Source organism: Brevibacterium ammoniilyticum (genome assembly GCF_038429965.1).
Taxonomy (GTDB): Bacteria; Actinomycetota; Actinomycetes; order Actinomycetales; family Brevibacteriaceae; genus Brevibacterium; species Brevibacterium ammoniilyticum.
Genome location: NZ_BAABNP010000001.1, coordinates 379,583 through 401,887, shown reverse-complemented (window position 1 = coordinate 401,887; position 22,305 = coordinate 379,583). Strand labels below are relative to the sequence as shown.

Annotated in this window: 16 protein-coding genes; 3 read left to right on the top strand and 13 right to left on the bottom strand. The window is 66.2% G+C overall.

The window, feature by feature from the left end:
• Positions 1 to 36 precede the first annotated feature (36 nt).
• A complete protein-coding gene (dapD, locus tag AAHA49_RS01860; protein ID WP_342036998.1) occupies positions 37 to 981 on the top strand; it encodes a 2,3,4,5-tetrahydropyridine-2,6-dicarboxylate N-succinyltransferase in 945 nt (314 codons plus the stop codon).
• Positions 982 to 2,245: 1,264 nt separating this feature from the next.
• On the opposite strand, the gene AAHA49_RS01855 is transcribed toward dapD, so the two are convergent.
• From AAHA49_RS01855 to fdxA, 3 genes are all read right to left on the bottom strand, one after another.
• Positions 2,246 to 3,529: a citrate synthase gene (locus tag AAHA49_RS01855; RefSeq protein WP_342036997.1), complete on the bottom strand. Its 1,284-nt coding sequence runs from the start codon at positions 3,527 to 3,529 to the stop codon at positions 2,246 to 2,248.
• Positions 3,530 to 3,700: 171 nt separating this feature from the next.
• Positions 3,701 to 4,813 carry a succinyldiaminopimelate transaminase gene (dapC, locus tag AAHA49_RS01850; RefSeq protein ID WP_342036996.1) on the bottom strand — a complete coding sequence of 371 codons (1,113 nt, stop codon included), beginning with the start codon at positions 4,811 to 4,813 and terminating at the stop codon, positions 3,701 to 3,703.
• Between the two features lie 4 nt (positions 4,814 to 4,817).
• Complete coding sequence (fdxA, locus tag AAHA49_RS01845) at positions 4,818 to 5,138, bottom strand: ferredoxin (protein WP_339391925.1); 321 nt, start codon at positions 5,136 to 5,138, stop codon at positions 4,818 to 4,820.
• 190 nt (positions 5,139 to 5,328) lie between these two features.
• Here fdxA and AAHA49_RS01840 point away from each other — a divergent pair, with 190 nt between their 5' ends.
• Positions 5,329 to 6,399 (top strand): GNAT family N-acetyltransferase, encoded by a 1,071-nt coding sequence (locus tag AAHA49_RS01840; RefSeq protein WP_342036995.1) that lies wholly within the window; start codon positions 5,329 to 5,331, stop codon positions 6,397 to 6,399.
• A 61-nt stretch (positions 6,400 to 6,460) separates the two neighbouring features.
• On the opposite strand, the gene AAHA49_RS01835 is transcribed toward AAHA49_RS01840, so the two are convergent.
• The 7 genes from AAHA49_RS01835 to AAHA49_RS01805 form a co-directional block, all read right to left on the bottom strand.
• Positions 6,461 to 8,218 (bottom strand): VanW family protein, encoded by a 1,758-nt coding sequence (locus AAHA49_RS01835; protein ID WP_342036994.1) that lies wholly within the window; start codon positions 8,216 to 8,218, stop codon positions 6,461 to 6,463.
• Positions 8,219 to 8,299: 81 nt separating this feature from the next.
• Complete coding sequence (locus tag AAHA49_RS01830) at positions 8,300 to 9,634, bottom strand: PIG-L family deacetylase (RefSeq protein WP_342036993.1); 1,335 nt, start codon at positions 9,632 to 9,634, stop codon at positions 8,300 to 8,302.
• Positions 9,631 to 11,541, bottom strand: coding sequence for a translational GTPase TypA (gene typA / locus AAHA49_RS01825; RefSeq protein WP_342036992.1), 1,911 nt, complete (start codon positions 11,539 to 11,541; stop codon positions 9,631 to 9,633). Before typA ends, AAHA49_RS01830 begins: the two co-directional genes overlap by 4 nt.
• Positions 11,542 to 11,681: 140 nt before the next feature.
• On the bottom strand, positions 11,682 to 13,574 hold the full coding sequence (locus AAHA49_RS01820) for an ABC transporter ATP-binding protein (protein WP_342036991.1): 1,893 nt from the start codon (positions 13,572 to 13,574) through the stop codon (positions 11,682 to 11,684).
• The gene (locus AAHA49_RS01815; RefSeq protein WP_342036990.1) at positions 13,574 to 14,605 is read right to left on the bottom strand and encodes an ABC transporter permease; all 1,032 of its coding nucleotides are present in this window, start codon (positions 14,603 to 14,605) and stop codon (positions 13,574 to 13,576) included. Before AAHA49_RS01815 ends, AAHA49_RS01820 begins: the two co-directional genes overlap by 1 nt.
• Positions 14,602 to 16,140 carry an ABC transporter permease gene (locus tag AAHA49_RS01810; RefSeq protein ID WP_342037031.1) on the bottom strand — a complete coding sequence of 513 codons (1,539 nt, stop codon included), beginning with the start codon at positions 16,138 to 16,140 and terminating at the stop codon, positions 14,602 to 14,604. Before AAHA49_RS01810 ends, AAHA49_RS01815 begins: the two co-directional genes overlap by 4 nt.
• Before the next feature lie 109 nt (positions 16,141 to 16,249).
• Positions 16,250 to 18,058: an ABC transporter family substrate-binding protein gene (locus tag AAHA49_RS01805; RefSeq protein WP_342036989.1), complete on the bottom strand. Its 1,809-nt coding sequence runs from the start codon at positions 18,056 to 18,058 to the stop codon at positions 16,250 to 16,252.
• 246 nt (positions 18,059 to 18,304) lie between these two features.
• Between AAHA49_RS01805 and AAHA49_RS01800 the strand changes: the two genes are divergently transcribed.
• Complete coding sequence (locus tag AAHA49_RS01800) at positions 18,305 to 18,886, top strand: hypothetical protein (RefSeq protein WP_342036988.1); 582 nt, start codon at positions 18,305 to 18,307, stop codon at positions 18,884 to 18,886.
• Positions 18,887 to 18,892: 6 nt separating this feature from the next.
• Here the strand turns inward: AAHA49_RS01800 and AAHA49_RS01795 are convergent, their stop codons facing one another.
• The 3 genes from AAHA49_RS01795 to AAHA49_RS01785 are packed head-to-tail and all read right to left on the bottom strand — an operon-like array spanning position 18,893 to position 22,292.
• On the bottom strand, positions 18,893 to 19,549 hold the full coding sequence (locus tag AAHA49_RS01795) for an MBL fold metallo-hydrolase (RefSeq protein WP_342036987.1): 657 nt from the start codon (positions 19,547 to 19,549) through the stop codon (positions 18,893 to 18,895).
• A complete protein-coding gene (locus AAHA49_RS01790) occupies positions 19,543 to 20,613 on the bottom strand; it encodes an NADH:flavin oxidoreductase/NADH oxidase (RefSeq protein ID WP_342036986.1) in 1,071 nt (356 codons plus the stop codon). Before AAHA49_RS01790 ends, AAHA49_RS01795 begins: the two co-directional genes overlap by 7 nt.
• 29 nt (positions 20,614 to 20,642) lie before the next feature.
• Positions 20,643 to 22,292 carry an SLC13 family permease gene (locus AAHA49_RS01785; RefSeq protein ID WP_342036985.1) on the bottom strand — a complete coding sequence of 550 codons (1,650 nt, stop codon included), beginning with the start codon at positions 22,290 to 22,292 and terminating at the stop codon, positions 20,643 to 20,645.
• Positions 22,293 to 22,305: the final 13 nt, after the last annotated feature.

The following is a 22,305-nucleotide window of genomic DNA, read 5'->3' as shown; positions in this document are numbered from 1 at the left end:
AGCCTAGTACCGCGGTCACCGACTAGGCTTGCAGGCATGACACAACGCATCGTTTCCGCGCGTGGACTCGCCACGCTGCATGAGAAGACCGTCCTCTCCGTCTGGTACCCGACCCTGAGCATGGGAGACGACCCCGCTGACGCCGAGGCGACCGCGACCGCTCTGGCCGCCGACGACGGACTCGATGCGCTCACCGGCTCCGACCCCGCCCGCGGGACGACGACGACCGTGGTGACGACGACGATCGACCTCGACGAGGCCCCCGCCTCGGCGGCCGATGTCTACCTCCGCCTCCATGCGCTCTCCCACCGGCTCGTCGTCCCCAACGACGTCAACCTCGACGGCATCTTCGGCCACATCGCCAACGTCGTGTGGACCTCGGCGGGCGCGTGCTCGCCCGAGAACTTCGAGTCCACCCGCGCGAAGCTGCTCGCCCGCGGACCCGTCGCGGTCTTCGGCCTCGACAAGTTCCCGCGGATGACCGACTTCGTCATCCCGTCGGGCGTGCGCATCGGCGATGCCGACCGGGTCCGCCTCGGCGCGCACCTGGCCGCCGGCACCACGGTCATGCACGAGGGCTTCGTCAACTTCAACGCCGGCACCCTCGGTTCGGCGATGGTCGAGGGACGGATCTCGCAGGGCGTCGTCGTCGGCGACGGCTCGGACGTCGGCGGCGGGGCCTCGATCATGGGCACCCTCTCCGGCGGCGGCACGCACCGGATCTCGATCGGCTCGGGCAGCCTGCTCGGCGCGAACTCAGGTGTGGGCATCTCGATCGGCGATGACTGCATCGTCGAGGCGGGTCTCTACCTCACCGCGGGCACCCGGGTCACCGTGCTCGGCGAGGACGAGCGGGTCGTCAAGGCCTCCGAGCTCAGCGGCGCGAACAACATCCTCTTCCGCCGCAATTCGGTCACGGGAGCCGTCGAGGCCCTCGCCCGCTCGGCCAAGGGCATCGAGCTCAATCCCGACCTGCACTGAGGGTCGCGTTAAGGGGGTCGCGGCCGAGTCGACTCGGCTGAGGGGTCGCGGCTGCGGCTGCGGTTGAGCCGGGTCGGCCGAAGCGGCTCGAGCACCCTCTGCAACCCGAAGGGCGCATTCGCCGGTGGCGCCACCGGCGAATGCGCCCTTCGCGTTGCCGGAACGATGTGCACATGCCCGCAACGGCTCCGACCGCGCTGTGCGGGTACACGCCGACCGCCCACCGAAGGTTTCGAGCGCACCCCGGGCGACCGCCTCGGCGAGACCATCCCCGTCATCACACCCGCAGTGGCTCTTCCTACCCTTCCACGGGTAGGAGATGCGGCTGAAGGGGCGTTGAGGCGAGCGTCACCGAGGTTGTGCGGCTACGGGTGGTGTGTGCGGTTAAGGGTGGTGAGAGTGTCGACCGCGCGACGGGCGACCACCTCGGCGAGGGTGCCGAGCTCGCTGCGGGCGACCGCCTCGGCGAGGCCATCCCCGTCATCACACCTCCCGCGGCTCTTCCTACCCTTCCACGGGTAGGAGATGCGGCTGAGGGTGCGTTGAGGCGAGCGTCACCGAGGTTGTGCCGCTAAGGGTGGCGCGTGACCCCAGAGCGTCGTCACGCCGGCGGAATGAACTCCGGAGTCAACTCAACCTTCAGCAGTCCCCTCACAACTTTCTTCCCATGAGGCCGGTTAATACTTGTTGGACATACACGCCACTGAAATGATAGTTAGCTCCTCGCGCCGTGAGCCCAAGAGAAACATCCTCTGCGACTGGGATCGGCTGTTCGCACGACATCTGCGTCATCTCGGGCCCGCTCGAGACGAGGACGAGCGCGCTCCGAGCGACCGCCTCGGCGAGGCCATCTCCGTCATCACACCCGTAGCGGCTCTTCCTACCCTTCCACGGGTAGGAGATGCGGCTGAGGGTGCGTTGAGGCGAGCGTCGCCGAGGTTGTGCGGCTAAGGGTGGTGTGTGCTGCCAAGGGTGGTGAGAGTGCCGACCGGGCTGCAGGCGACCGCGTCGGTGAGGGTGCCGACCGGGCTGCGGGCGACCGCCTCAGCGAGGGTGCCGAGCGCGCTCCGCGGGCGACCGCCTCGGCGAGGCCATCCCCGTCATCACACTCGCAGCGGCTCGTCCTACCCTTGCACGGNTGAACGAGTCAGCGTTGTCGATGAGCAGCGTGCGCACCGGATTCGAGCTACCTTCCGGACGCTGGGCAACCTGGCGCGGGGTGGCTGAGCGACCGGAGGGTTGCTGAGAGAGGACGACGCGCGACTCAGCGCTCGCTGATGTCCTCGTAGTTGCGGGTGACAGCGCCGGTGTAGACCTGGCGCGGGCGGCCGATCTTCGTCTCGGGGTCCTTGATCATCTCGCGCCACTGGGCGATCCAGCCCGGGAGGCGGCCGACGGAGAAGAGGACCGTGAACATGTTCGTCGGGAATCCGAGGGCCTTGTAGATGAGACCCGTGTAGAAGTCGACGTTCGGGTAGAGCTTGCGCTCGACGAAGTAGTCGTCGGCCAGCGCGATCTCCTCGAGCTGGACGGCGAGTTCGAGCAGCGGGTCGCCGCCGGAGCGGGCGAGGACCTCATCGGCGGTCTTCTTGATGATCTTCGCGCGCGGATCGTAGTTCTTGTACACCCGGTGGCCGAAGCCCATGAGGCGCACGCCCTCTTCCTTGTTCTTCACCCGCTCCATGAACTTCTTCGGCCCGTCGTCGGACGCCGAGATCGTCTGGAGCATCTCGAGGACGGCCGAGTTCGCTCCGCCGTGCAGCGGTCCGGCGAGGGCGTTGACGCCGGCGGAGATCGACTGGAAGAGGTTCGCCTGCGAGGATCCGACGAGGCGCACGGTCGCCGTCGAGCAGTTCTGCTCATGGTCGGCGTGGAGGATGAAGAGCTGATCCATGGCCTTGACCGCCAGCGGGTCCGGCTCGTAGGGCTCGGACGGCACGCCGAAGTTCACGCGGAGGAAGTTCTCCACGAGGCTGAGCGAGTTGTCCGGGTGGATGACGGGCAGTCCCATGTTCTTCCGGTGCGCAAGCGCCGCGATCGTCGGCATCTTCGCAAGCAGTCGGAACGACGAGGTCTCGATCTGATTCTCGTCAAAGACATCGAGGTCATCTTGGTAGAAAGTCGACAAAGCCGCGACCGCAGCTGCCACCATGGGCATCGGGTGCGCATCGTAGGGGAACGCACGGAAGAACCGACGCAGATCCTCGTGGACGATCGTGTGCTTGCGCAGACGCGCATCGAAGGCATCGTACTGCTCCTGAGTGGGCAGCTCACCGTGGATGAGGAGGTAGCAGACTTCGACGAAGTTCGACTTCTCTGCCAGCTGCTCGATCGGGTATCCCCGATACTGCAGCACCCCGGCGTCACCGTCGATGTAGGTGATGGCCGACGAGGTGGACGCGGTGTTGGCGAATCCCGGATCGTAGGTCACGGCTCCGGTCTCCTTGAGCAGGGAGCCGATGCGATATCCGTCGTTGCCCTCAGTCGCCGGCACTTCCGGCAGTGCCAGCTCCGTATCGGCGATCCTGAGATTCGCTTCGTTCGGCATGTGTTCTCCTCACCGTCGACCCACCTCAAGAACTTCTTGAGGCGTCTTGCACAGTTCCCTCAAAGACTACCCACTGGTGGGGGAATCGAAAAATCACTGCGCCCTGATCGTACCGGTCAGTAACAAGGTTTGCGCGCCGAGGCGGCCCGCCGTGACGACGGAATCCGCGACTCAGGCGAGCAGTCGGTCGGCTGCCGTTGCGATCCGCTCATCGGTCGCCGTGAGCGCGACGCGGACATGCCGCGCGGCCGCCTCCCCGTAGAAGGCTCCGGGTCCGGCGATGATGCCGAGATCGGCGAGAGCGCCGATCGATTCCCAGCAGTCGACGCCCGCGGTCGCCCAGAGGTAGAGTCCCGCATCCGAATGGTCGATGCGGAATCCGCAGCTCTCGAGCGCCGGGCGCAGACGGTTCCGGCGCAGCCGGTAGCGCTCCTTCTGCTCGAGCACGTGCGCGGTGTCGTTGAGCCCCGCGATCATCGCCGCCTGGATCGGGGCGGGCACGATCATGCCGGCGTGCTTGCGCGTGCGGGTGAGGTCGTCGATGAGCGCGGCATCGCCGGCGACGAACGCGGCCCGATAGCCGGCGAGGTTCGACTGCTTCGACATCGAGTAGACGCTGAGCACACCCGAATGATCGCCCTCGGTGACGGAGAGGATGCTCGGTGCCGCGTCGTCGGAGACCCAGTTGAGCAGTCCGTAGCATTCGTCGGAGGCGACGACGACTCCGGCTGCCCGGGCGAGGCGGACCACCTCGGCGAGGGTGTCGGCATCGAGGACCGCACCGGTCGGATTGCCGGGGGTGTTGAGCCAGAGCAGACCGATGCCCTCGAGCGAGGCGCCGGCGACGATCTCCTCGGCGTCGAGGCGCACGCACTCGACCCCGGCGATCGTCGCGCCCATCTCATACGTCGGGTAGGCCGCATGGGGGCAGGCGACGGACAGACCGGCCTGCCGAAGACCGAGCAGGGTCGGCAGCCAGGCCACGAACTCCTTCGACCCGATGGTGGGCAGCACCTCGGCGGACGGGTCGACGCTCACCGCATGCCAGGTCCGGTACCAGCCGGCGATCGCGGCACGGAGCTCATCGGTGCCCGCCGTCGTCGGATAGCCGTGGGCGTCACCGGCGGCGGCCAGGGCGTCCTGGATGACCTGCGGGGTGGGATCGACGGGAGTGCCGATCGAGAGGTCGCAGACCCCGCCCGGGTGCTCGGCGGCACGGGCGCGGAACTCGGCGAGCTTGTCCCACGGGTAGTCGGGCAGGTGGAGTCCGAGGTCGGCCGCCACCGGCTCAGCCGTTCTGCGGCGGCAGGACGGAGATGATCGGGTGGTCCTTGCCGGTGTTGCCGAGCTTCGCAGCACCGCCGGGCGAGCCGATGTCGTCGAAGAACTCGACGTTGGCCTTGTAGTACTCCGACCATTCCTCGGGAACGTCGTCCTCGTAGTAGATCGCCTCGACCGGGCAGACCGGTTCGCAGGCACCGCAGTCGACGCACTCGTCGGGGTGGATGTAGAGGCTGCGTTCGCCTTCGTAGATGCAGTCGACCGGACATTCGTCGATGCAGGCCTTGTCCTTCACGTCGACGCAGGGCTGGGCGATGATGTACGTCACGGGTTGTGCTCCTCGGGAGGCTGCGCTGATCTCTGACCTCAACCATACGCCTTGAACGTGTCCCCAGTCTCGCCCGGGGTGACGTGATCCTCATTGCATTGTCGTGGCCTCCGTCACGCCTCACGCCTGGGAGGCGGCACCTGGCCTAGGGTGGTCTGGGAAGAGATGGCCGAGCCGCGGAAGGGGCACAGTGGACGAGCTCGCACCAGGCAGACGGGTGGTCGTGCGCTACGCGCTGGCCCCCGGCGACGACCATTCGACCTCCGACGCCCTCGGCGTCGTCGAGAGCGCCGACGAGTCATCCGTGGTCATCGGCACGAAGCGCGGACCCGTGCGCATCGCCCGCGACCGCATCCTCTTGGTCCACGAGGTCCCGCCCGCACCGACGCGGACGGGCCGCACCCATGAGATCGTCTCCGCCGTCGATCTGCGCCGCATCTCCGCGGCCGCATGGCTGCCCAGTGACGTCTCCTGGCTCCACGCCGAGAACCTGCGCAACGAATCCGACGACTCCGCCGAGGTCGGGCTCCTGCAGAAGGGCTGGCTGCTGCGCAGCTCCGAATCCGCGACCAGGCGCGCCGGCAGCGCCCTTCCCGTGACCGCCTCCGGCCTCGGCTGGGCCGAGACGCTCGATGCCGTCGAAGCCTGGTACTCAGCCCGGCAGCGGCCCTCGATCGTCCAGATCTTCTCTGCCGACGACTCCACGACGCTGGCCCCCGAGTGCGAGGGGCTCGGTCCCCTGCTGGCAGAGCGCGGGTACACCCCGTCGAACACGGTGCTCCTCCTCACCGGTGCCACCGCCGAGGCGGCTGCCGGTGCGCACTCCCCCGCCGAGGCGGCCGCCCCCGGCCTGAGCATCGACGTCACGGAAGCGCCGAGTGAGCTCCACTACGCGGCGTGGTCGAGTGAACGCGAGCTCGGCTCACCCGAGTCGTTCCGGGAGCTCGTCGAAGCCGACTCCCCGTGCCAGTTCGTCACCGCGTGGGCGACCCACCCCGATGGGAGCCGGACCATGGTCGCGACGTGCCGCGTCGTCGAACGCAGCAAATGGGGTGTGCTCACCAACCTCGTCACCCGCCCCGACCTGCGGCGGCGCGGCGCGGGACGCTCCGTCGTGCGCGCTGCCGCGGCGCTGCTCGCCCAGCGCGGAGTCCGCTCCTACCTCGTCGACATCGAAGCGGACAACGCGGCCTCGCTCGGGCTCTTCACCGCGCTCGGGGCGGGCGTGCGCCACCGCAGCTGGTACGCCCGGCAGGGCTGAGCGGCGCGAGCCGCCCGGCTCGCCTCAGGCCTACCGGGCGCCCGCCGGGATCAAGCAGAGCCTACTTGCACTCGACCTTGTTGACCGGGCGGTAGGTCGTGACGAAGGAGTCCTTCGTCTCGCGGCCCGTGGCGATCTCCTTCATCGTGCGGGTGATCTTGATCGACCAGCCCTCACGGGGCGACTGTGCGCTGCACGAGGGACCGGATTCGGTCACCGTGGCCGGCGAGGTGAACGCGTACCGACCCGAGGCACTGGCCTTGACGTCGTAGTACTTCACGCCGTAGACCTTCGCGTAGACCTTCCCGCCCGAGAGGTACATGTCGAGGACGACCGGGGTCTTCTGGTTGTTCGTGAACTTCAGGTCGATCGAGGTGTAGTCGAGCGTCGTCTCCCGGCCCTCCGGGTAGCGGGAGATGTAGCGCGAGTGCGCACGATGCTCGTCGAGGTCGAAGCCGGCGAAGAACGCCGCGTTGAACAGGGTGGTCGAGACCTGGGAGACACCGCCGCCGAAGTCCTCCTTCATCTGACCTTCGGAGATCACGCCGGCGGGCTTGTAGCCGTTGCCGGCGGTCCGGGGCCCGAGCGTCTTGTTGAGGGAGAACTGCTCACCGGGCTGGAGCACGGTGCCTGAGACCTTCTTCGAGGCCACCCGCAGGTTGTTGTCGCGGTTGGGTGACGACGAGTACGGGGTGGAGAACTCCGAGACGGTCTGGGAGACGTCGACCTTCTTCGCATCCTCGGTGGTGAATTCGGGGTCGACGGAGGCGAGTGTCACCTCGGCCTTCGCCGTGTCCCCGTTGATCGCATCGGTCACGGCCGTCGAGAGGTCGTCGGCCTTGATGCCGATGCCCGGCTCCGAGGCGACGACCTCCGGCTTGCCGTCCTTGATGGTGAATGTCGCGTCCTTCGCGGGTCGGCCGATCTCCTTGTTCTCCGCGAGCGCGCGCTTCTGCAGCTCCTTCGCGTCGAACGTCGGCACGAGTGCCGAGTCCTTGGCCTCGAAGCTCAGGGTCTTCGCGATGGTCTTCGGCGAGATCGTCAGGTCTCCGCCTTTGACGGCGGAGTCGGCGTCCTTGCCGGGCACGGCTTTGACCGTGACGTCTCCCTTGACGGCATCGGCGGCGAAGCCCTCGGCGACGTCCTTCGCCTCGGCGGTCGTGATGTCCGGCTCGACCTCCTCGACGACGACGGGCAGCGGGTTGTCCTTGACCAGCCACTGTGCGGCGACGGCCGAGCGGATGTTCTCCACGCTCACAGTCTGCCCGGTCGTACCGTCCTTGACCTGCGGGGTCGTCTTGTCATACGTGAGTTCGGCGTTGACCGGCTCGACCTGCAGTCCCTTCGCGGCCGCCTCGGCGCTCTTGTCGAAGGCGGCGTCGTCGACGGCGAGCACGGGGTCGACGGTGCTGTCGCCGAAGAGCCGGTCGTAGAGGATGACGGGGTTGAGCGTGAACCCGGTGACGCGGGCGACGGTGCCCTCGACGTCGAGGCGCAGCCCCGACTTCTCCGGATTGAGCGTCGCCGTGGCGTCTGCGGCTTCGAGTTCGATGTCCTGCTTCGCCTTGTCCCCGAGCGCGTCCTGCAGGGTCGTCTCCGCGTCCGCGGCGCTCTTCGACCCGATGTCGACACCGGCCACGGTCGTGCCGGGAGCGACGATCCGACCGCTGAAGAAGCCGAGCGCGAGGTAGACGAGCGCAAGCCCGAGCAGGACGAAGAGGGCGATGAGCCAGGGTCGCCGACGCTTGCCTGCCGAGGTGTCGGCCGGGCGACCGGCCGAGGGGTCAGGCGCGCCGCCTGCGAGGGTCTGGGTGGGCATCATTCTTCCAAGTCTATCGAGGGGGTCTGAGTCTTATACGGGAAGTCTTCTCCAGCACGATGAGTGCGGACAGGTGTCGTCCTAGGCGGGTGCGCGCTCGCGCGCCCGCACGGGCACGAAGGCGAGGACTGCGGCGATGACCATCGGCCCGAGCAGCCAGACGACGGAGCGCAGGGTGCCGGTGACGACGACGTCGGCGCCGGGCAGCCATTTCGGCTGACCGAGGATGTACGACACGACCGCGACGATGATCGCCGCGACGAGCATCGGACCGGTCGAGCGGTAGAGCGTCTTGAGGTGCCAGAACCCGACGAGAGCGAGCACGAGGCTCAGTGCAAGACCCCAGGGCACGATGACAGGGGTCTCGCCGAGGCGCAGAACCGTGACGTTGAGGTGCTGGAATCCCCCGAGGACACCGATGAGGAGTCCGAGGACTCCGGCGTGGAGGAAGGCGAAGACGCCGGGCTTCTTCGGTTCGCGACGACGCCGCAGGGATCCCGCGTTGGCGTCCTCGATCGCTTCGATGTCGAGGCCGGCCAGCACATGCGGGGCCAGGCCCGCAGTCAGCGTCTCGGCGGGAATCGGGGTGCCGGAGCCGAGGGAATAGTACTCGTGGTCGGCGGGCCGCGTGCCGATGCCGTTCGACAGGGCCATGAAGTCCCCGCTCACGCTCACCTGCGTGCGGTGGGCGGCCAGCGCCGCTCGGCGCGCCTCACGGACGCCTGCGACGTTCTGGGCGACGACGATCTCACCGACCGGGGCCTTCGTCGGAATCGTCTGTGCGGCCGTGAAACCGGTCTCTGCGAAACCGGGCCGGCGGGGATCGAAGGAATCGCGAGCCACCTCGGCGGGCACCTCGACGAAGAGCAGCCGCCCGGTCCGCCAGCGCGCGGCCTCGACGGCTGCGACGGTCGCGTCATGGACGCGGACATGATCGGGGTGGCCGTAGCCGCCGTTCGCGGAGTACGTGATGACGGCGTGCGGACGCACCTCGTCGATGACGGCGGCGATGTAGTCGGCGACCTCGGACACCTCGGCGGCGCACAGCGCGGCCGCAGGCATCGACGGGGCGGGCACGGCATGCCCGTCGGGACCCCAGGCCATCCCGGAGTCCTCGAACCGACGTTCGGGCAGGGTCGCCGCCCCACCTCGGCGGGTGCCGAGGAACCGGTGATCGGTGACGCCCAAGGCACGCATGGCCGCCTCGATCTCGGCCTCCCGGACCTGGGCGAGTCCCGCCCGGTCTCCTTCGAGGGCCTTCATCTCGGACGGGATGACCTCTCCGCCCTCACCACGGGTGGCGGTCAGCACAGTGACCTGGTCGCCGTCGGCGACCAGGGCTGCGATAGTGCCTCCTGTGGCGATCGTCTCATCGTCGGGATGAGCGTGGACGAAGAGGATGCGCGGCGTGATCATGCGTTCTGGCGGCGCAGCTTCGCGTAGATCTTCGCACGTTCCTTCTGGTCGAGCTCGACCTTGCGGATGCGCACGGCACCGGGGGTGACCTCGACGCATTCGTCCTCACGGGCGAACTCGAGGCTCTCCTCAAGGGTGAGTTTGCGCGGGGGCACGAGGTTCTCGAAGGAGTCCGCCGAGGCTGAACGCATGTTCGTCAGCTTCTTCTCCTTCGTGATGTTGACGTCCATGTCGTCGGCGCGGGAGTTCTCGCCGACGATCTGGCCCTCGTAGACCTCCGAGGTGGGTTCGACGAAGAACGACCCGCGTTCCTGGAGGTTGATCATCGCGTACGGGGTGACGGCACCGGCGCGGTCGGCGACGAGCGAACCGTTGGTCCGGAACTCAATGTAGCCGGCCCACGGACCGTAGCCGGCGGAGATCGAGTTCGCGATGCCCGTGCCGCGGGTCTCGGTGAGGAACCGGGTGCGGAAGCCGATGAGACCGCGGGCGGGGACGGTGAACTCCATGCGCACCCAGCCGGTGCCGTGGTTCGTCATCGTCGACATGACGCCCTTGCGGCTGGCCATGAGCTGCGTGACGGCGCCGAGGTAGTCCTCCGGAACGTCGATCGTCAGGTCCTCGAAGGGCTCGTGGACCTGGCCTTCGACCTGCTTCGTGACGACCTGCGGCTTGCCGACGGTGAGCTCGAAGCCCTCACGGCGCATCTGCTCGACGAGGATGGCCAGGGCGAGCTCACCGCGGCCCTGGACCTCCCACGCGTCGGGACGTTCGGTCGGCAGGACCTTGAGCGAGACGTTGCCGACCAGCTCCTGGTCGAGACGGTCCTTGACCATGCGGGCCGTGACCTTCGTGCCCTTCTCGCGGCCGGCCAGCGGCGAGGTGTTGATGCCGATGGTCATCGAGATCGCGGGATCGTCGATGACGATGGCCGGCATCGGCTTCGGGTTGTCGATGTCGGTGAGGGTGTCGCCGATCATGATGTCGGGGATGCCGGCGACGGCGACGATGTCACCGGCCGAGGCCTCCGTGGCGGGCACCCGGTCGAGGCCCTGCGTCTCGAGGAGCTCGGTGATCTTGACCGAGCTGATCGAATCGCCGCGGGCCCATGCGACCTGCTGGCCCTTCTTCAGCGTGCCGCCGAAGATGCGCAGGAGGGCGAGGCGGCCGAGGAACGGCGAGGCGTCGAGGTTCGTCACATGCGCCTGGAGGATGCCGTCGGCGTTGATCTCCGGGGCCGGAATGGTCTCGATGATCGTCTTGAACAGCGGCTCGAGGTCCGGGTTGTCCGGTGCCTGCCCGTCGGCGGGCTGGTCGAGCGAGGCCGCGCCGACCTTCGCGGCGGCGAAGACGACGGGCACATCGAGGACGGAGTCGACGTCGAGGTCGGGCACCTCATCGGCGAGGTCGGAGGCGAGGCCGAGGAGCAGGTCCTGGGAGTCCTCGACGACGCCGTCGATGCGCGCATCCGCCCGGTCGGTCTTGTTGATGACGAGGATGACGGGCAGCTTCGCGGCGAGTGCCTTGCGGAGGACGAAGCGCGTCTGCGGCAGCGGTCCCTCGGAGGCGTCGACGAGGAGGACGACGCCGTCGACCATGGACAGTCCGCGTTCGACCTCGCCGCCGAAGTCGGCGTGGCCCGGGGTGTCGATGACGTTGATGACGATGGGTTCGTCGCCGGCGGAGGGTCCGTTGTAGAGCACCGAGGTGTTCTTCGCGAGGATCGTGATCCCCTTCTCCCGCTCGAGGTCGCCGGAGTCCATCACGCGATCGGCGAAGTCACCGTGCTCGTTGAACACACCGGTCTGCCGGAGCATGGCGTCGACCAGGGTGGTCTTGCCGTGGTCGACGTGCGCAACGATGGCCACGTTGCGGCGGTTGTCACGGCGCATGGGAGCTTCTGTCATGGGTAGCCTTCATGAGGTAGGGAGGGTGGTCCGGACCGGACCCAACAGACGATTATACGCACCGAAGCCCCACGTCCCGTTCAGGGGCGATGGGGCTTCGGTGAGAATCCCGCCGAGGCGGTGGTCCGATCTCCGCCGACTCAGGCGTTCGTCGTCGCCTCGAGCACGGCGTCCCTGGCCTCCCGGCGCTTGCGCTGCTCCTTGGGGTCCGGTACCGGAACCGCCGAGAGCAGTCGCTGCGTGTACGGGTGGACGGGGTCGGTGACGACCTGCGAGGACTTGCCGATCTCGACGAGGTAGCCGTGGCGCATCACCGCGATGCGCGAGGCGATCCGTTCGACGACCGCGAGGTCGTGGCTGATGAACAGGCACGCGAACCCGTAGAGGGCCTGCAGGCTCTCGAACAGGTCGAGGACCTTCGCCTGCACCGACACGTCGAGGGCCGAGGTCGGCTCATCGGCGATGAGCAGCTTGGGCTGCAGGCTCAGCGCCCTGGCGATGCCGATGCGCTGCCGCTGACCGCCCGAGAGCTCGTGCGGGTAGCGGTTGCGCATCGAGGTCGGCAGCTCGACGGCGTGGAGGAGCTCCTCGACCTTCTTGTTCAGCGCCGGCCCCTTCATCCCCTCATGGAGGTAGAGGGGTTCGCCGATCGACTCGCCCACGGGCAGACGCGGGTTGAGCGAGGAGCCCGGATCCTGGAAGACGATCCCGACCTCCTTCCGCAGCGGCCGCATCTGCTTGTTCGACAGCCCCTTGATGCTCTTGCCGTTGACGAGCATGTCGCCTTCGACCGTGGGCAGGAGTCCGAGGGCCGCACGGCCGATCGTCGTCTTGCCCGAGCCGGATTCGCCGACGAGGCCGACGACCTCACCGGGAGCGATCGAGAGGTTGATGTGGTGCGCCGCCCGGAACGCCTTCTTCCGTCCGATCGAGGGGTACTCGATCGCCGCATCGCGCAGCTGGAGGGCGGAGGGCTTCGAGAAGTCCGCCTGCGACCCCGGATGGTAGTAGGTCTCCGTCGAGTCCATCTCGATGTGCGGATGAGCCGCTTCCCCGGTGGAGACCGCGGTCGCCTCGGAATCGTCGTCGGCGACCGATCCTGCCCCGAGGTCATCGCCTGCGGATTCGTCGGCGAAGGTCTCCTCGAGTTCGTGGATGACCTCCTCGACGTCGGCGAGATCCGTGCCGAAGGCCTCGCCCTCGACATCGGCGCCGAGGTGGGGCACCGCTTCGAGGAGCTGCTTCGTGTACGGGTGCTGCGGATGGTAGAAGATCTCATCCGCCGTTCCCGACTCGACGACCTTGCCCGCCCGCATGACGATGATGCGATCGGCCATGTCCGCGACCACGCCCATATCGTGCGTGATGAGGATGATGCCGGCGTCGAGCTTCGACTTCAGCTCGCGCATGAGCTTGAGGATCTCCGCCTGCACCGTGACGTCGAGGGCCGTGGTCGGCTCGTCGGCGATGAGCAGCTTCGGCTGGCATGCGAGCGCCTGCGCGATCATGATGCGCTGACGCTGACCGCCCGAGAGCTGGTGGGGGAACGAGTGGTACCGCTCCTCCGGGTCGGGGATCTCGACGAGGCGCATGAGTTCGAGCGCCCGTTCCTTCGCTTCGGTCGGTCCGATGTCGAGGTGGACGCGCAGGGTCTCCGTGATCTGGAAGCCCGCGGTGTAGACCGGGTTGAGGGCGGTCATCGGCTCCTGGAAGATCACGGAGATGTCGTTGCCGCGGATGTGCTGCATCCGCTCCTGCGGCATCCCGATGAGCTCCTTGTCGCCGAGCTTCGCCGAGCCAGTGGCGCGGCCGTTGCTCGGGAGCAGACCGAGCAGGGACATGCTCGACTGCGATTTGCCGGAACCTGATTCGCCGACGATCGCGAGCACTTCGCCCGCATTGACCGTGTACGTCAGCCCTTCGGCGGCCATCCACCATTCGTCGCTCACCCAGAATTGGACGCCCAGGTCCTTGACCTCGAGGATCGGCGACTTCGCGGACGAGGTCTGATCTGTCGTTGTCTGCTCATTCATCACTTGTCCCCCTTCTTCGCCATGCGCTCGGCCTTCTTCATCTTCCTCCAGCTCGGGATCGTCTTCATCCGCGGGTCGAACGCGTCACGCAGACCGTCGCCGATGAAGTTCACGCACAGGGCGATGACGATGATGAAGAGACCTGGCCACCAGAACAGCCACGGACGCGTCGCGAACGACGTCTGGTATTCGCTGATGAGCTGACCGAGTGAGATGTCGGGCGGAGAGATGCCGAAGCCGAGGAAGCTCAGCGCCGCCTCGAGGACGATCGCCTGGCTCATGAGCAGCGTCGTGTTGACGATGATGACGCCCATCGCGTTCGGCAGCATGTGCTTGAACATGATCCGGAAATCGCTCGCACCTGCAACGCGGGCCGAATCGACGAATTCGCGTTCGCGCAGGGACAGGAAGTCACCGCGGACGAGGCGGGCGAGGCCGGTCCAGAGGATCGCGCCGAGGACGAGGCCGAGCATCGCGCCCCCGGTGCCCGAGACGAGCTTGCCGAGAATCGCGCCGACGACGATGACGGGCAGGATGATGAACCCGTCGGTGATGCGCATGAGGACCGAGTCGACCCAGCCGCGGTAGTAGCCGGACAGGGCTCCGACGAGCGTGCCGATGACCAGGGCGACGAGGCCGATGATGAGCATGACCATGATCGAGATCTGGGTGCCCTTCATCACGCGGGCGAAGTTGTCGCGGCCGATCTCGTCCTGACCGAACGGGTGCTCCCCCGGAGAGAAGAAGTTCGACAGCGTCCATGTGGGCGCACCGCCCGGATTCACCACTGGGCCTGATGCCGTGTGGTTGAAGATCCACCAGCCGGGGATCGGCCCGATGCCCTGAGACGTGTAAGCGAAGAGTGCCACGAACACCAGGACGACGAGGCCGATCATTGCACCCTTGTGGCGGATGAACTTCCGGAAGACGATCTTGCCCTGTGACAGGCCTTCGGTCTCTTTGTTCTCGATCGCGTTCTCGCCGACGGAATCGGTCGCGATCGGACTCTGTTCTTTGTCTTCGATGCTCATGCGTTCACTCGGATTCTCGGGTCGAGGACGGCGTAGAGGAAGTCCGCGACCAGGTTGGCGACAATGGCGAGGATGCCAGTGATGAGGATGTAGGCCATGATCGGGTCGAGCTCGGACCGGTTCATCGAGTCGATGAAGAGCTTGCCCATGCCGTTCCAGCCGAAGATCGTCTCCGTGATCACGGCACCGCCGATCATCGTGATGATGTCGACCGGAATGATCGAGGCCAGCGGCAGCAGCGCATTGCGCAGTGCATGCCGCATGATGACGGTGCGCTCATTGAGGCCCTTGGCACGCGCGGTGCGGATGTAGTCCTGCCCCATGACCTCGAGCATCGACCCGCGCGTGTAGCGCGTGTACGAAGCGAAGGAGATGAGGATGAGGGCGATCGACGGCAGCAGCAGGTGCGTGAACGAGTCGAGGTTCGTGATCCAGAAGTCCCCGTTGATGTTCGGCGCCGAGGCACCGATCGTCGCGATCGGACGGTTGTTGATCGCCGGATGTGAGGAGTACTCGCGCCAGCCCTGCAGCACCCGATCGGCGAAGATCGTCACCGCGATGATGAGCGTCGTGAAGCACGTCGTGCGCACGGTGTCCCACGGATCGGGTCCGCGGAAGGCAAGACCGACTCCGGTGGCGACGGCAAGTGCCACGATGAGGAGCCCGAACATCCACAGCCAGTTCATCTCCTGGTAGTAGAAGAGGTACTGGAGCGGCATGTAGAGCAACGCGCCGATGACGGCGCAGGTCAGCGTCGCGTAGAGCACGCGCTTGTTCTTCAGGCCCGTCGAGAGGAAGGTCATGACGACGGCCGCGCCGGCACCGATGATGATGACGCCGACGACGCCGATCCTCGGCTGCTGGAGCCAGCCGCTGGCGAGGATGTAGTAGATCGTGCCGAAGGTGACCAGGGTCGCCGTGACGAAGGTGATGATCCGTCTCTTCTTGCCTCCGCCGAGGGCGCCCATCCAGAACAGGCCCATCGCGAGGCAGGCGATGATGATCGGCCACCAGCTGGTCAGCGTCGGGTCGTTGATGAAGTTGTTGATCTCGATGGCTCCGTACTGCTTGAGCAGCACCGCAACCCAGAAGACGGGCAGCGAGTAGAGGAGGAACGAGACGAAGGTGATGAAGTAGTCGAAGCCCGAGTACTGGCGAATGGCCGAGATGATGCCGACGGCGATGCCGAGGATGATCGCGACAACTGTCGAGGCCGTGATGAGTTTGATCGTGTTGATGATCGCGCCCTGAAGCAGGAAGGTGACTTCCTGACCGCTCTTCCACGCGATGCCGAGGTCGCACTGCCCGATGAGGCAGCCGCTTGCGCCGGCGAGCCACTTGAAGTACCGGACCACCGCAGGGGTGTCCAGGTCGAGCAGACGGCGGCGAGCTTCGAAGAGTGCCTCGACGTTCGGAGACGTGCTCGAGCGCAGGTCCCAGAAGAAGTCGAGGGCGACGTTGAGTAGGAGATAGAGGACGAAGGTGACGACAATCAGAACGAGCACTGTCGACAGAAGTCGTCTGAGGATGAACATGATCATGGTGAGTCCGATTCAGTAAGTGCGGAAACGCCACTGTGGGGATCACTGATGTGATCCCCACAGCAGAGGGAGTGGAGACGAACCAAACCGCATCAGGTGCGGGTCAGTTGGTCTTCTCCCAATCCCAGTAGTTCCAGAACACAGTCGGAGCGACCGTCGTGTTGCTCACTCCCGAAACCGAGTCACGGTAGATCGTCAGACCCGGGAACTGGAAGATCGGCAGACCGAACGCGTCGTCGACAAGCTGCTTCTCCAGGTCGGTCGACAGCTTCGCCCCGTCGGCTTCCGGAGCGACGAGCAGTTGGTCGAGGATCTTGTCCGTGTTGGAGTTCGAGTATCCGCCGTAGTTGTTCTGCGAATTCGTGCGGTAGTTCGAATCGGAATTCGTGATGCCGGTGTTCGTCGACTGCCATCCGAAGAGAGCGAGATCGTACGAACCGTCGCCGAGGCGAGTGCTCCAGTTGACGTCGCCGACATCCTCGATCTTGAAACCGGCTTGTTCAGCCGATTCCTTGATGAGCTGGAACTCCTGCTGACGACGCGCATTCGTGTTGTCGTACATGATGCGGACGGGCTTGATGTCGCCGCCGACCTCCTCGAGGAGCTTCTTAGCACCTTCGATGTCGACCTCTTCGTACTGGTCGATGCCGCTGCCTTTGACGATCTGGTCGTACATCGGCGAACCGGGGACCTGGTTGAAGGAGTCGCGGACGACGGCTTCGGGATTGAGTGGCTTGATGATCTTGTCGACGATGGACTGGCGCGGAACGGTCTTGAGCATCGCCTGGCGGACCTTCTTCGCCTTCTCCTCATCGCCGCCGTAGCTCTTCGGATCGAACGGACCGTTGTTGTCGAACGTCAGATCGACGTGCTCGTAGGTCGCGTCGTCGCCTGTTTCGACCTTGACTCCGTCGATGGCTTTCGCCGCTTCGAGGACGTCAGCGGTCGACTGCGGCTGCGTGAGATCGACCTCGCCGTTCTCGACTGCCTGGACCATGGCCATGGGGTCGCCGTTGTAGCGGATGGTCACGGTCTTGACCTTGGGCTTCTTCGGACCGGTGTAGTTCGGGTCCAGTTCGAGGGTCAGATACTGACCTTCCTTGAAATCGGTCATCTTGTATGGACCGTTGTGCACGAGGAGATCCTCGTCCTGGGGCATCGAGGCGAAATTGAAACCGCTGTTCCAGGTGTTCGAGATCTTCGACAAGGCAGATTTGTCGTTGTTCTTGATCGCGTCGAGGATCGCCTTCTTGCCTTCGGCTGGATCGTCGATGCCGAGCGCCTTCTTCGCGACGATGTGTGCCGGCAGTCCGACTCCGTCAGCACCGAAGCCCATTCCCACAGCCCAGTCAGCGAACGGCTTGGAGAAGGTGAAGGTCGCTTCCTTGCCGTCCTGCGAGATCTCCGGGTAGTCCTTGATCAGCTGGTACGCGATCGACGAGGCATCGAAGTAGACGGTGCCGTCCGAATTCTCCTTGACGGTGCCGTCGTCGTTGTTGTTCTCTTCAACGGTGTTGAAGTTCGACGAATTCGCAGCCCACGTGAGCGCGAGGTCAGCCGCGTCGACCGGAGTGCCGTCCGACCACTTCGCCGTGTCGTTGAACGTGTACTTGACCTTGAGCGGATCGTCGGAGACCTTCTCCATCTTGCCGAGATCTCCGGGCTGTTCTTCGAGCTTGTCGTCGTAGTACCCGAAGTTGTCGTTCATCATGTACAACAGGTTCGCGTTGGCCGTTGCGTTGCCATACGACGTCATGTTGTTCATCGTGCTGAACGCCTGGTTCCAGCCGACGTTGAGAATCGAGTTCTCCGAATTCTGGTCGTCGTTGCCACCACCAGGAGGGGTGCAGGCAGAAAGCACCATTGCTGCTGCGGCAACTGAGGCACCGGCTGCGAGGAAGCGCTTGTTCACGTTCTCTCCTTGTTGTTCTCTGGGCTCGCGCCCACGTGCTCGTGTCCCGGTTTCGGGACTCGATGCGGTCACTCGACCCGCCATCGGGAATGTGACCTCGTTCATGCTTCTGCATGGATTGCCTCAAAGTTAATTCACACGCGACTGTGACTGAGTCCACATTCTGAGCCAAATCTCGAATCGTTACCGTTTCGAGACCCACGCCACATTCATCCGATGGACAGTCTCAGTGGATAGGATGTTCGGATGGCAGACAGTGAGATGAACCCCGGTGAGACCCGAATCGTGAGAACGACGGCTTCGACAGTCCTCTTCGTCATCATTGGAGTCATCGCCCTGCTCGGAGTGGGGTCGATCGTCGTCGGCGACTTCACCCTGCGGGGTCTCGCCGTGGCAGGACTGCCTCTCGCTCTCCTCGCGGGCGTCTGGGTGCTTTACCGCTTCCCCCGCGTCGAACTGCGGCGGCAGGAGATCGTCCTCGTCAATCCGCTCAAGACCATCACGGTGCCGTGGAACCTCGTCGACGGATTCGACACGCATTTCGGTCTGGCCGTGCGCACGGATGCGAAGAGCTTCTCGTCGTGGCCCTTGGCCGGTCGGGGCAAGAAGATGGAGAAGGACGCCGCGGGAATGCGCCGCCTCGTCGATCAGCCGAGTCCGGCCGTCGACTCCGTGCTCGACCACCACGCCGGACTCACCGACGCCGAGCTCGCCAATCCACGCGGCGAGCGGACGATCACCGAGTCGTGGAACACCGGCGTCATCCTCCTCCTCGCCGCGGCGATCGTGTGGGCGGCCATCGGCTTCATGGCGCTGCCCACCTGGTAGCGGACCTCACCACCCGCGTTCGCGCCACTCCCCCAGCTGACCCCGCTCCGCGCCGAGCGTCGTCGGCGCACCATGACCGGGCAGCACCTGCGTGTCATCGGGCAGCTGGTCGAAGACCCGCTCCTCGAGGTCGTCCATTAGCGAGGTGAAGTCCTCCGGAGACCATGTCTTCCCCGGGCCGCCAGGGAAGAGCGAATCACCGGAGAAGAGGATCGTCTCTCCCCCGTCCCGGAGCAGGAGTGCGATCGAACCCGGGGTGTGACCGCGCAGCCCGATCGCCTGGAGGACGAACCCGCCGAAGTCACCGACGTCGAGGTGGTCGACGGAATGGGCGATCTCCACACCTTCGGTCTCGGTGATCGCGGCGGCATCGGCGGCGCCTGCGATCGTCATCGCATCAGGGTGCTTCTCCGCTGCGGCCGGCAGTGCGCGGATGTGATCCCAGTGCCGGTGGGTCGTGATGATCGCCTCGAGGATCGGCGGGGCGCTCGTGTCCTCGGCGCCCGCGGCGATGAGCTCCTCGATCGCCGCGGTGTCATCGGCGGCGTCGATGAGGACCTGCGCGCCGGTCTCCTTCGCCGTGATGAGGTAGACGTTGTTCTCCATCTCGGACACGGAGATCCAACGGATGACGACGTGCTCTGTCTCGATCGTGTTCACCATCTGCCCCTTGTGTACTGCGGTGGATACGGTCCCGGCTCGACGCCGAGTTCATGGGCGGCCCGCTGCGGCCAACCGGGTTCGCGCAGCGCGACTCGGGCGAGCAGGATCGCGTCGGCCTGCCCTGTGGTCAGGATCGTCTCGGCCTGACCGGGTTCGGTGATGAGCCCGACCGTCGCCGTTCTCGCTCCCGCGTCCTTGATCGCCGCGGACAGCGGCACCTGGTAGCCGGGACCGACGGGCACTCTGACCGGGACGTTCCCGCCCGAGGACACGTCGATGACGTCGACCCCGCGGGACTGAAGTTCGCGGGCGACCTCGACCGCCTCGGCGATGTCGAAGCCGTTCTCCACCCATTCGCTCGCCGAGAGCCTGACGAACACGGGCACGTCCTCACCGACGGCGGCCCGCACGGCCTCATAGGTCTCGATGAGCAGACGCGAGCGGCCGGCGAGGTCACCGCCGTAGCCGTCGGTGCGCTGGTTCGACAGCGGGGAGAGGAACGAGTGGAGGAGGTAGCCGTGGGCGGCATGGAGTTCGACGAGGTCGAACCCGACCCCGATCGCCCGCTTGGCCGCCGTCGCGAAAGCGGCGACCACCTCAGCGATGTCCTCCTCCGTCATCTCCGTCGGCTCGGTGTAGCCGGGGTAGGCGATGGGGCTGGCCCCGAGCGGCTGCCAGCCGCCCTCCGCCGCGGGAACTGTGCCGCGCGGATTGCCCTCGAAGGGACGGTACGTGCTCGCCTTCCGCCCGGCATGGGCGAGCTGCATGCCGATGACCGCGCCCTGCGAGTGGACGAAGTCGACGATCGGCGCCCACGCCTGGGCGTGCTCGTCGCTCCAGATCCCGGCGTCCTGCGGTGAGATGCGACCTTCGGGCACGACGGCGGCCGCCTCGGTGAGGATGAGACCGAAGCCGCCGGTCGCACGGGCACCGAGGTGGACGAGATGCCAGGTCCCGGGCATGCCGTCCCCCGCCTCGCTCGAGTACTGGCACATCGGGGCGAGCCAGATCCGGTTGTCGATGGTCAGTCCGCGCAGCGTCATCGGGGAGAAGAGTTCAGCCATGGCACAAGTCTGCCTGAGTGAGTCCGCTCTCACAGCATGATGTTGAACACTGGGACGGCGAGCAGGTACACGGTGGCGGTGATGAGGACGATCCCGATGAGGTTGAGCCAGATCCCACCCTTGACCATCTGCCCGATCGTCACGTACCCGGAACCGTAGGCGACGGCGTTGGGCGGTGTGGCGACCGGGAGCATGAACGCGCAGGTGGCGGCCAAGGCCACGGGGATCGTGAGGATGAGCGGATCGAGCTGGAGGCCGAGCGCCACACCGCCGACGACGGGGATGAACGTCGCCGCGGTCGCCGTGTTCGAGGTCAGCTCGGTGAGGAAGAGGATGATCGCGGCGAAGACGGCGACGATGAGGATGAGCGGCAGCGCGCCCAAGCCCACGGAGACCTCGCCGATCCACTCGGTCAGGCCCGAGGATGAGAACTGCGCGGACAGCGCGAGACCGCCGCCGAAGAGGAGGAGGACACCCCACGGCAGCTTCTCCGCCGTCTCCCAGTCGAGCAGGCGCACGCCGCGGTTGGCCCCACCGGGGATGAGGAAGAGGAGGAGGCCGATGACCATGGCGATGCCCTCGTCGCTGATCGGCGGGTCCTCGAAGATCAGCGGGATCGCGATCCAGCTGACGGCGGCGAGGACGAACATGCCGAGGACGAGCTTCTCACCGGTCGACATGGGGCCGAGGTTCGCGAGCTCCTCGCGGATGAGCTCACGGCCGCCGGGGATCTCGTCGATCTCGGGTTTGAAGAGGACCTTGACGAGGAGGAACCACGCAATGGCCATCATGACGACTGCCAGGGGCACACCGACGAGCATCCACTGACCGAAGCCGATCGAGATGTCGTGGTTGTCCTTGAGGTAGGCGACGAGGAAGGTGTTGGGCGGGGTGCCGATGATCGTGCCGAGCGACCCGATCGAGGCGGCGTAGGCGATGCCGAGCATGAGCGCCGTGCCGAAATTCGACTTCACGACGTGGCCGAGGCCGACCTCGTCGGCTGTGGTGTTCTCGGTTGGGCTGTTCTCGGCTGGGCCTCCAGCGGCTGCGCTGCTCTTGGCTGTGCCGGCCTCGGCTGTGCCTTCGCCTTCGGCCTTCTCGCCCGTGGCGATCGCCGAGCCGACGACCTTGGCGACGATCATGAGCACGGAGATGCCGATGGGCAGCATCATTACGGCCGTCGCCGTGTTCGAGACCCACATCGACATGAAGCCCGTGGCGATCATGAAGCCCGCGATCATGGGCCCGGGCTTGTTGCCCATGAGGCTGAGTGTGAAGAGCGCGATGCGCCGGTGGAGGTTCCATCTCTGCATCGACAGGGCGATGAGGAACCCGCCGAGGAAGAGGAAGATGATCGGATTGCCGTACGAGGCCCCGACGTCGGCCATCTCGATCTCCGCGCCGAAGACGGGGAAGGCGACGAGCGGGACGAGCGAGGTCGCGGGGATCGGCAGCGCCTCGGTCATCCACCACGCGGCCATGAGCACGGCGACGGCGGCGGTGAGCTTCGCATTGTGGGAGACCTCGTCGGGCATGATCGCGTAGACGAGGGTGGCGAAGATGAGCCCGAGGAAGAACCCAGTCCAGCGGATCCGCACGGTCTTGAGCGGGAAGCCCGGCGCCCTCTCCCCCGGTGACTTCTCCGCGATCTCCGTTGACAGGTTGACGTTCTCGTTCACGATGCGCTCCTCG